Source organism: Actinomadura sp. KC216 (assembly GCF_004348535.1).
Taxonomy (GTDB): domain Bacteria; phylum Actinomycetota; class Actinomycetes; order Streptosporangiales; family Streptosporangiaceae; genus Spirillospora.
In genome coordinates, this window is sequence record NZ_SMJX01000317.1 from 1 (window position 1) to 9,302 (window position 9,302).

Annotated in this window: 8 protein-coding genes; 4 read left to right on the forward strand and 4 right to left on the reverse strand. The window is 74.2% G+C overall.

What is annotated here, in order from left to right:
• A partial coding sequence (locus E1264_RS34960) for an AMP-binding protein (protein WP_132180520.1) occupies positions 1 to 1,344 on the reverse strand: 1,344 nt, incomplete at its 3' end.
• A 179-nt stretch (positions 1,345 to 1,523) separates the two neighbouring features.
• Entirely contained in the window at positions 1,524 to 2,954 is a 1,431-nt protein-coding gene (locus tag E1264_RS34965) for an MFS transporter (RefSeq protein ID WP_132180522.1), read from the reverse strand.
• 58 nt (positions 2,955 to 3,012) lie between these two features.
• Between E1264_RS34965 and E1264_RS34970 the strand changes: the two genes are divergently transcribed.
• The 3 genes from E1264_RS34970 (at position 3,013) to E1264_RS34980 (ending at position 6,669) form a co-directional block, all read left to right on the forward strand.
• Positions 3,013 to 3,522, forward strand: a complete 510-nt coding sequence (locus E1264_RS34970) for a MarR family transcriptional regulator (protein WP_132180524.1) — start codon at positions 3,013 to 3,015, stop codon at positions 3,520 to 3,522.
• A gap of 139 nt (positions 3,523 to 3,661) precedes the next feature.
• On the forward strand, positions 3,662 to 5,386 hold the full coding sequence (locus tag E1264_RS34975; protein WP_132180526.1) for a selenocysteine-specific translation elongation factor: 1,725 nt from the start codon (positions 3,662 to 3,664) through the stop codon (positions 5,384 to 5,386).
• Between the two features lie 89 nt (positions 5,387 to 5,475).
• On the forward strand, positions 5,476 to 6,669 hold the full coding sequence (locus tag E1264_RS34980) for an RtcB family protein (protein WP_132180528.1): 1,194 nt from the start codon (positions 5,476 to 5,478) through the stop codon (positions 6,667 to 6,669).
• 162 nt (positions 6,670 to 6,831) lie between these two features.
• Here E1264_RS34980 and E1264_RS34985 read toward each other — a convergent pair whose 3' ends face one another.
• Together E1264_RS34985 and E1264_RS34990 are read right to left on the reverse strand one after the other, a co-directional pair.
• The gene (locus tag E1264_RS34985; RefSeq protein ID WP_243711353.1) at positions 6,832 to 7,446 is read right to left on the reverse strand and encodes a 2'-5' RNA ligase family protein; all 615 of its coding nucleotides are present in this window, start codon (positions 7,444 to 7,446) and stop codon (positions 6,832 to 6,834) included.
• A gap of 5 nt (positions 7,447 to 7,451) precedes the next feature.
• A complete protein-coding gene (locus E1264_RS34990; protein WP_165964541.1) occupies positions 7,452 to 8,660 on the reverse strand; it encodes a helix-turn-helix transcriptional regulator in 1,209 nt (402 codons plus the stop codon).
• Positions 8,661 to 8,858: 198 nt separating this feature from the next.
• On the opposite strand from E1264_RS34990, the gene E1264_RS43990 reads away from it, so the two are divergent.
• The coding region (locus E1264_RS43990) for a hypothetical protein (RefSeq protein WP_165964542.1) at positions 8,859 to 9,302 on the forward strand (444 nt) is incomplete at its 3' end.

Consider the following 9,302-nt stretch of genomic DNA (forward strand, 5'->3'; position numbering starts at 1 on the left):
CAGGGGGAGGCGGAGGGCGATGTCGCCGTCCTCGCCGTCCGGGACGGGCCTGCCGTCCGGGCCGAGGACGCGCACGTCGTAGCCGGGGACCGGCACGGACGGGGAGCCGGGCTTGATCGGCATCGGCTCCAGCCCGCGCAGGTTCGCCACGATCGGCCAGCCCGTCTCGGTCTGCCACCAGTGGTCGATGACCGGGCGGTCCAGGACGCGCGACGCCCACCGGTAGGTGTCGGGGTCCAGGCGCTCCCCGGCGAGGAACAGCGTGTCGAGGGCCGACAGGTCGTGCCCGGCGAGCAGCGCGCCCTCCGGATCCTCCTTCTTGATCGCGCGGATCGCGGTCGGCGCCGTGAACAGCGCCTTCACCCGGTGCTGCGCGGCGACCCGCCAGAACGCCCCCGCGTCCGGCGTCCCGACGGGCTTGCCCTCGTACAGGACGGTCGTGCATCCGGTCAGCAGCGGCGCGTACACGATGTAGGAGTGCCCGACGACCCAGCCGACATCGGACGCCGCCCAGAACACGTCGCCGGGCCCGACCCCGAACACGTTCTCCATCGACCAGCGCAGCGCCACCGCGTGCCCGCCGTTGTCGCGGACGACGCCCTTCGGCCGCCCCGTCGTCCCCGACGTGTACAGGATGTAGAGCGGGTCGGTGGCGGCGACGGGCGCGCACTCGGCGGGCGCGGCGGCGGCGACGGCCTCGTCCCACTCCACGTCCCGCGGCCGGACGAGGTCGGCGTGCAGCTGCTCGCGCTGCCGGATCACGCACCGCTCGACCTTGTGCTTGGCGAGGTCGAGCGCCCGGTCCAGCAGCGGCTTGTAGGGGACGACGCGCCCGCCCTCGATGCCGCAGGACGCCGACACGACCGCCTTGGGCCGGGCGTCGTCGATGCGGACGGCCAGCTCCCGCGCCGCGAACCCGCCGAACACGACCGAGTGCACCGCGCCGAGCCGCGCGCACGCCAGCATCGCGATGACCGCCTCCGGGATCATCGGCAGGTAGATCACGACGCGGTCGCTGCGGTCGACGCCCTGCGCGCGCAGCGCCCCCGCGAACCGGGCGACCAGGTCGGTCAGCTCGCGGTAGGTGTAGGTCCGCACGGTGCCGGTGACGGGACTGTCGTAGATCAGCGCGGGCTGGTCGCCGCGGCCCTCCTCGACGTGCCGGTCGAGCGCGTTGTCGCAGGTGTTCAGCTCGCCGCCGGTGAACCAGCGGTAGAACGGGGGCGCGCCGTCGTCCAGCACCCGGTCCGGCGGGACGAGCCAGCGGACGTCCCGCGCCGCCAGGCCCCAGAAGCGGGTCGGATCGGCGATGCTGCGTTCGTACGCGGCCGCGTAGGCGCCCATGTCGTCCTCCCGGTGCGGGTCCCTGGCCCCGCTCGGCGGTTCGGCCCTGTCCGGCGATCGGCCCCGTGCTCCGATCCGGGCCGCACCCCTATAGGGCATGGCGCGGGCCCGGTTCGTCAAGGCCCCGCGCCGCCCCGCGTGCGGCGGAGGAGCCCTCCGGCCCGGGCGCCCGCGGCGGCTCAGTCGGGGTGGCGCAGGCCGTGCACGGCGGCGATGGCGGCGGCCAGCACGGCCCCCGCGGCGACGACCCAGAAGCACAGCTCGTAGGCCCCGAGCGTGGGCTCGGCGGTACCGGGGATGACCTGTCCGGCGAGGATCGACGCGGTGATCGCGCCCGCGATGCTGCCGCCCGCGACGCGGACGAGCGAGTTGATCCCGCTGGCGATGCCGCTCTGGTCCATCGGGACGTGCTGGACGGCGAGCGTCCCGAGCGCCGCGTACGCGATCCCGAACCCGGCCCCCTGCAGGGAGCTGAACGCCAGGACGTCGTACACGTGCGAGTTCGACACGGCCAGCCAGACGTAGCACAGCGCGACGAACGCCGCCCCGAGCGCGAGGGTGAAGGCGGGGCCGAGCCGGGCGGCGACCCGGCCCGCCATCGTGGAGCAGATCAGCATCGTGACCGTGTTCGGGAGCATGTAGAGGCCGACGTCCAGCACCGACCCGTCCAGGCCGTACCCGACGGCGTCCCGCCGCGCCTGCACGAAGCCCGAGATCAGCGTGAACGCGGCGAACATGGAGAAGCCGAGCAGCGCGGACACGAGGTTGGCCGACAGCGACCGCGGACCGACCAGCAACGCCAGCCGCACCAGCGGCGCGCGGACCCGTAGCTCGATCGCCACCCACGCCGCGCACAGCGCCGCCGCCGCGGCGAACAGGCCGAGCACGCCGCCCGACGTCCAGCCCCACGCGTTGCCCTCGCTGATCGCGAGCAGCAGGCAGAACAGCATCCCGGCGAGCACCGCCGCGCCCGCGTAGTCGGGCCGCCCGCCGCTCCGGCCCCCGACGTCCCTGGCCGCCACGGCGACCAGCACCAGCGCGGTGGCGGCGATCGCGGCGGCGATCCAGAACACCGGGTGGTGGCTGGCGGTGCGGTCGGCGATCAGCCCGGTCACGATCATCCCGGCGCTGCCGCCCACGCCCATGGTGGCGCTGACGATCCCGATCGCGGTGATGATCCGGTCGCGCGGGAAGGTATCCCTGATCATGCCGATGGCCAGCGGGATCAGCGACGACGACACGCCCTGCACGGCGCGCCCGGCGATGAGCACGGGCAGCGACCCCGACAGCGCGCAGATCACCGAGCCGGCCAGCAGCAGGCTCAGCGCGAGCAGGATCATCCGCTTCTTGCCGTACATGTCGCCGAACCGCGTCAGCAGCGGGGTGGCGACCGCCCCGGCCAGCAGCGACGCGGTGAACACCCACGTCACGTCGGTGATCGGCGCGTCGAACGTGCGGCCGAGCTGGGGGAGCAGCGGCAGCACGAGGGTCTGCTGGACCGACACGACCATCCCGGCGGCCGCCAGCGCGAGCAGCGTGCGGCCGGTCCGCGGCGGATCGGCGGCGGGGCTTCCTGCCGTCTCGCGCGCCGTGGCCCGGACCCCCGTCATGCCCACCTCCTGTTTGCTTAACTAAGTTAATGAATTGTAGAGGGGTAGGGTGAGCGGCATGTCGGCACCGGTCCCGCAGGACGACATCGCGGACGCCGCGGAGCCGGGCGACGTCGCGGAGATCGAGCGGGCGCTGAGCCGGGTCGCGCACCTGCTCACGCGGTTCCGGCAGCACGACCGCACGGTGATCGCCGCGGGCGTCCCGGTCGACCGCGCCGCCGTCCCGCTGCTGCGCGCCCTCGCCGAGCACGGCCCGATGCGGCCGGGGGAGCTGGCCGCCCGGCTCGCCGTCGAGGCGCCGCACGTCACCCGGCAGGTGCAGCGGCTCGACCGGGCCGGCTACGTCGAGCTCCTGCCCGACCCCGACGACGGCCGATGCCGGCTGGTCGGGCTCAGCGGCCCGGGGCTGCGCGCGGTCGAGTCGATCCGCGCGTCCGGGCGGCGCTGGATCTCCGAGGCCCTCGCGGACTGGTCGCCCGGCGACCGCGAGCGGCTCGCCGGGCTCGTGCACCGCATGATGGACGACTTCGAGGCCCATTCCGGCCACACCGAGCCCGGACGGGGCTGAATCCGCCCCCCGCGCGGGATCCGGTTTTGCGCAGGCCCCGGGCGTCCATAAGGTTGCCTTTCGTGGACCTTCGTCTGCACCACCCCCGCTTTGACCTCCCCCGCACGGGGCCCCGCGCCCGTGCCTGGAAAGGCCGCTGATGCAGGTCGTCACCACCGCCGGCCACGGTGGGCACGGCAAGTCCGCGCTCGTGCGCGCCCTCACCGGCGGGGACGCCGCCAGCGCCAAGAAGCCGGAGGAGCCCGGCGCCTGGACGGAGCTGCCCTCGGGGCGCCGCGTCGCGTTCGTGGACGTCCCCGGCGGCGAGCGCGACGTCCCGGCGATGCTCGCCGGCGCCGCGCCCGCGCCCGCCGTGCTGCTGTGCGTCGCCGCCGACGAGGGCTGGATGCCGCGGTCGCAGGAGCACCTGGACGTCCTCGGCGCGCTCGGCGTCCGGTTCGGCGTCCTCGCCGTCACCCGCTCGGACGCCGCCGACCCGAAGCTCGCGCTCCGCCAGGCCCGCGAGCGGCTCGCCGGCACCCCGCTGCGCGGCGTCGAGACCGTCGCCGTCAGCGCCCGCACCGGCGCCGGGATGGGCGAGCTCGCCGCCGCGCTGGACCGGCTCGCCGGGCGGCTGCCCGTCCCCGATCCCGACGCGCCCGTGCGGCTGTGGATCGACCACGCCTTCACCGCGGGCCGCCAGAGCGTCGTCACCGGCACCCTCACCGCCGGGACGATCACGGTCGGCGACGAGCTGCTGCTCATGCCGGCGGGCGAGCGCGTCCGCGTCCGGACGATCGGCTGCGCGGGCGAGCCGCACGAGACGGTCGGCGGCGTCTCCCGCGTCGTGCTGACCCTCCGCGAGGCCGGACGCGTCGGCCCCGGCATGGCGCTCGTCGCCGCCGGGGCCTGGACCCACACGACCTGCGTCGACGTCCGCACCCGCTTCGGGGAGGCGTCCGGGCGGCTGGCGCGGCGGATGACGCTGCACCTCGGGTCCGCGGCCGTCCCGGTGCGGCTGCGCCCGCTCGGCCCCGACACCGCCCGCCTCACGCTGAACAGCCGGCTCGCGCTGCACCTCGGCGACACCGGGGTCCTGCGCGACCCGGAGCGCCGCTCGATCGCCGGGGTGAGCGTCCTGGACCTGCGGCCGCCGACCCTCGTCCGGCGCGGCGCGGGCGCGGCCCGCGCGCGGGAGCTGGCGTCCTGGCCCGACCGGCCGGACGGCGCGATCGTGCTGCGCCGCCACGGCGTGCTCCGCCGCGCCGAGCTGTCGATGATGGGCTGCGCGCCGCCGGACGGAGCGGTCGCGCTGGACGGCGGCTGGCTCGCCGACCCGGCGCACTGGGAGTCGCTGTTCGAGCGGCTGGCCGAGGAGACGGCCCGGCACGCGGCCGGGAACCCGGACGCGCCGGGGATCCCGCTGGAGACCGTCCGGCTGCGGCTGGGGCTGCCCGCCCGGCAGCTCGTGGAGGCGCTCGTCCGCCCGCCGCTGCGGGTCGAGAACGGACGCGTCCACGGACCCGCCGCCGCGCGGCCGGCCTGGGCTGTGGCCGTCGAGCGCCTCAGGGCGGAGCTGGCGGGCGCCCCGTTCGCCGCGCCCGCCGTGGACCGGCTGGCCGAGCTGGGCCTCACCGGCGACGCGCTCGCCGCCGCCGAACGCGCGGGCGCCGTCGTGCGGATCCCCGGCGACGCCGACGGGGACGGCGACGAGATCGTCCTGATGCCGGGCACCGACCGGGAGGCGCTGCGCGTCCTGTCCGGGCTGCCGCAGCCGTTCACGCCGGGCCAGGCGGGCGACGCCCTCGGCACCAGCCGCCGCGTCGCCGTCGCCCTGCTCCGCCACCTCGACGGCCTCGGACTCACCGAACGCCGCCGTTCCTGACGCTCCATGCGGGGAAAACCGTTTGAACCGCAGGCCCCGGCTCTGGCCTCATAGATCACGGTTCGGTTCCCGTTGAGCAAGGAGAAGGCATGCCGTACCAGACCATCAAGGGCGGCCGCGTTCCCATCCGGATGTGGACCGACCCCGACACCGTCGAGGACCTGGCCCTCGACCAGCTCCGCAACGTGTCCGCGCTGCCGTGGGTGGAGGGCCTCGCGGTGATGCCCGACGTCCACTACGGCAAGGGCGCGACCGTCGGCTCGGTCATCGCGATGAAGGACGCGGTGTCCCCGGCGGCGGTCGGCGTCGACATCGGCTGCGGGATGAGCGCCGCGAAGTCGTCCCTCACCGTCGAGGACATGCCGGACGACCTGTCCGGGCTGCGCTCCAAGCTGGAGAAGGCGATCCCGGTCGGCCGCGGCTCGCACAAGCGGGCCGTCGACCCGTCCGCGCTGCCGAACCTGAAGGAGCGCGGCTGGTACGACTTCTGGAAGGCGTTCGACGACCTGCACCCGGCGGTGCGGTCCCGCCTCGCCCGCGCCCGCCAGCAGATGGGCACGCTCGGCGGCGGCAACCACTTCCTGGAGCTGTGCGCGGACGACGGCGGCGCGATCTGGCTCGTCCTGCACTCGGGGTCGCGCAACATCGGCAACGAGCTGGCCGAGCAGCACATCGAGGCCGCCCGCAGGCTGCCGCACAACCAGGACCTGCCGGACAACGACCTCGCCGTCTTCCTCACCGGCACCGCCAGGATGGACGCCTACCGCCACGACCTGTTCTGGGCGCAGGAGTACGCGCGCCGCAACCGCGCCGTCATGATGGCGCTCGCGCAGGACGTCGTGACCAAGCGGTTCGGCGAGAAGCGCTGCAGGTGGGACCAGGTCATCTCCTGCCACCACAACTACGTGGCGGAGGAGGAGTACGGCGGCGTCGAGCTGCTCGTCACCCGCAAGGGCGCGATCCGCGCGGGTGCCGGCGACCTCGGGATCATCCCGGGCTCGATGGCGACCGGCACCTACATCGTCCGCGGCCTCGGCAACGAGACCGCGTTCAACTCCGCCTCGCACGGCGCGGGCCGCAAGATGAGCCGCAACAAGGCCCGCAAGAACTTCACCGTGGACGACCTGGTCGAGCAGACGCGGGGCGTCGAGTGCCGCAAGGACAGCGGCGTCATCGACGAGATCCCCGGCGCCTACAAGGACCTGGAGGCGGTCATGGAGGAGCAGTCCGACCTCGTCGAGGTCGTCGCCCACCTCCGCCAGCTCATCTGCGTCAAGGGCTGAGGCCGATTTTGTGACCTGGAGCGAGACCCGCGAATCGCCGATGTGACCAGGCGAAACTATCCCCAACAGTTCCCGAGCCTTCCCGGGCACTTCCCGGCCCCGTGTGCCCCGGATGTGCCCTGCCGGGAAGGCTCGGGAACTCTAGGGAAGGCGCGGTCGGGGCTACTCGCCGAGCCGGACCACGGCCCGCGGCTCCCACCGGTAGAGGTGATCGACGCGCTCCTGCGCCACCAGATGGACCCGGGCGACTCGCAGTGGCGCGGGCTCAGGACGCAGAGCCAGCGCGTCGATCACGGGCCTGGCGTCGCGGTCGGCGTTGCTGTAGGCGACCGAGACGTGCGGCGTCCACTCCGGCTCGTCGCCGAGCTGGTGCGTGCGCACGGCCGCGCCGGTCGCCTCGCGGATCACAGCGCGCACCGAGTCGAGGGCGCGCGGCGGCCTGATGCCGAGCGCGACCGCCTCCCAGTGCAGCCACAGCTTGCCCAGCTCCACCTCGATCGGCGCGACCCGGCCCAGCCGGTCGGCGACCCTGGCCACCATCGCCTCGACCTCGGCCGCGGGGATCTCGTCCTCGAAGCCCACGATCTGCGTGGTCATGTGGAGCCACTCGGCGGGGACCGGGTCCAGGCCGTCCAGCCCGGCGAGCTTGTCCTGGCACTGGCGTACCAGGTCGCACACCTCGGGCTGATCGCCGGGCAGGATGTGCCAGACGAGCAGGCGCCGCCCGGGCCGCACCCCTGGCCGCCACCACCAATGGTCCGACATGCGGGCGGGCATCGGACTCACGGAACCTCCGGGGCGGTCAGCGCCTTGTGCTCCAGGGAACCGGACTGGAAGGCGCGGATCTTCTCGCGCAGCTCGGTGGCGCGGGAGTCACCTTTGTACCGCCTGTGCCCGAGGCGCCTGCCTATCTCGCTCATCCGGCCGATGATGGTCACCACGCGGTACTCGCTGCCGAGGTCGAACACCTCGTCCAGCTCGGCGGCGGCGCCCTCGGGGTCGCCGGTCATCACGTGCGCCAGGGCGGCGCCGATGCGGATCTGGGCCCACGTGCCGTACACCCACTGGTCGCCGTCGGCCCACGCGTCGTCGGCTTCGGCGGCCGACCGCAACATGGCGCGGGGGTCATGGGCGCCGAGGTCCACCTGGAGGGCGTAGGCGCACTGCCGGGCACGGGTGCAACCCCAGGCGTCGGCCCCCTCATCAGCGGCCGAGTGCTCGTCACGCGCCTGTTCTGCCCGCCGCATCGCCTCGCGCGCGCCGGGAATGTCACCTCGGGACTGCAGGGCGGTGGCCTCGCAGACGGCGAGCAGGATGCGCCCACGCCCACCGGCCGGGGCGACCTCGAACCCGCGGCGAGCCAGATCCGCGGCCTCGGCATGCCGGGCCTCCCAGCGGGCGGTCTTGGACTGTGCACACAGCACCAGGGCACGGGCCGTGTCGGAGTCGGCCTCCTGCGCGCACGTCCAGGCGGCGTAACCGTAGGCGTCGGCGAGGGCGTACCGGCCGACGTCCCCGGCGAGCAGATTGATCGGCGCGAACAGCTCCGCGGAGATGCCCAGCAGAGCCTGCGTCTGCGCGATGCGCTGACGCCCCCCGCGCAGCGTGTCGACGATCCGCGCCTGGAGGGCCTGAGCCTCGCGCAGGACAGCCAGCGGCGGGCGCCGGGGGTAGTCGTAGACCAGGCGGCGGGTCGCCGTCTCCAGGTACCCCACCGCACCGTCGCCGACGTTCGTCTCTTCCAGCCATGCCGCCAGCCGGAGCGCCTCCTCCACGGCGGGCGTCCGGCGCTCGGGTCTCAGTGCGGCGAGGGTACCGCCCGCATCGAGAACCTCGTCGAGCCGCGCGGCCAGCTCCTCGGACGGCAGCTTCAGGTCATTGGCGACCCGGGAGAGGTAGCCGGCGTTGCATGGCACGAGTCCGGCCAGATTGCGCTGGCTGATCTGCCTGTCGGCCATGAGCTGACGCAGTCGCTCGCCGAAGGTCGTCATCGATTCACCCGTTTCGCCCCGGGATGCCGCCCTGCTGCCCGCTGCCTGCGTACTGGAGCACCGGGCACCGCCTTCCACGCTAGCCGCGGAAGCGGTCAAGTGGGGCCGTAAGCGTGTCACAGGACACGAAGACGGCCCCGGCCGGCGGGCGAACGCCGGGTGTTCCGGGGCCTGACCGGAAGGAAGGTCCGGCTGACGATGACCATATCCGAGAGCGCCGCCCGGCTCCGCAAGGCCCACCCCGACTGGCAGATCGAGTACGTCGACAGCAAGGACGTCCCGTGGCTCGCCATCCGCGAACCCTCCGAGCACTGGATCGGTGGGCACTCCGTGGCCGAGGCCAAGCTCCCCGGGATGCTGGAGTGCCTGATGAGCCAGGCCGTCGACCTCGCGACGCTCGGATCGGGCGCGCCCGGCACGTCGCGCGAGCAGCGCATGGAGGACCTGAAGACCCTGCGCGAGACCTTCCCGGGCTGGGCTTTCGAGCTGAGCGGCACGCGCCCGCATTGGCGCGCGCAGCGCAGCTACCTCGACTACGTCGACCGGCCCGCCGCGATCACCGATGTGCGGGGCAACGACCCGAACGAGATGGCCCTGCTTCTCTGGCGCATCCAGCGCGCCGAGGCGGGCCTGGACGAGGGG

Excerpts from the sequence above, each read along its gene's own strand:
- E1264_RS34965 (WP_132180522.1), bottom strand. The coding sequence starts at position 2,954 with ATGACGGGGGTCCGGGCCACGGCGCGCGAGACGGCAGGAAGCCCCGCC.
- E1264_RS34970 (WP_132180524.1), top strand. The coding sequence starts at position 3,013 with ATGTCGGCACCGGTCCCGCAGGACGACATCGCGGACGCCGCGGAGCCG.
- E1264_RS34975 (WP_132180526.1), top strand. The coding sequence starts at position 3,662 with ATGCAGGTCGTCACCACCGCCGGCCACGGTGGGCACGGCAAGTCCGCG.
- E1264_RS34980 (WP_132180528.1), top strand. The coding sequence starts at position 5,476 with ATGCCGTACCAGACCATCAAGGGCGGCCGCGTTCCCATCCGGATGTGG.
- E1264_RS34985 (WP_243711353.1), bottom strand. The coding sequence starts at position 7,446 with ATGCCCGCCCGCATGTCGGACCATTGGTGGTGGCGGCCAGGGGTGCGG.
- E1264_RS34990 (WP_165964541.1), bottom strand. The coding sequence starts at position 8,660 with ATGACGACCTTCGGCGAGCGACTGCGTCAGCTCATGGCCGACAGGCAG.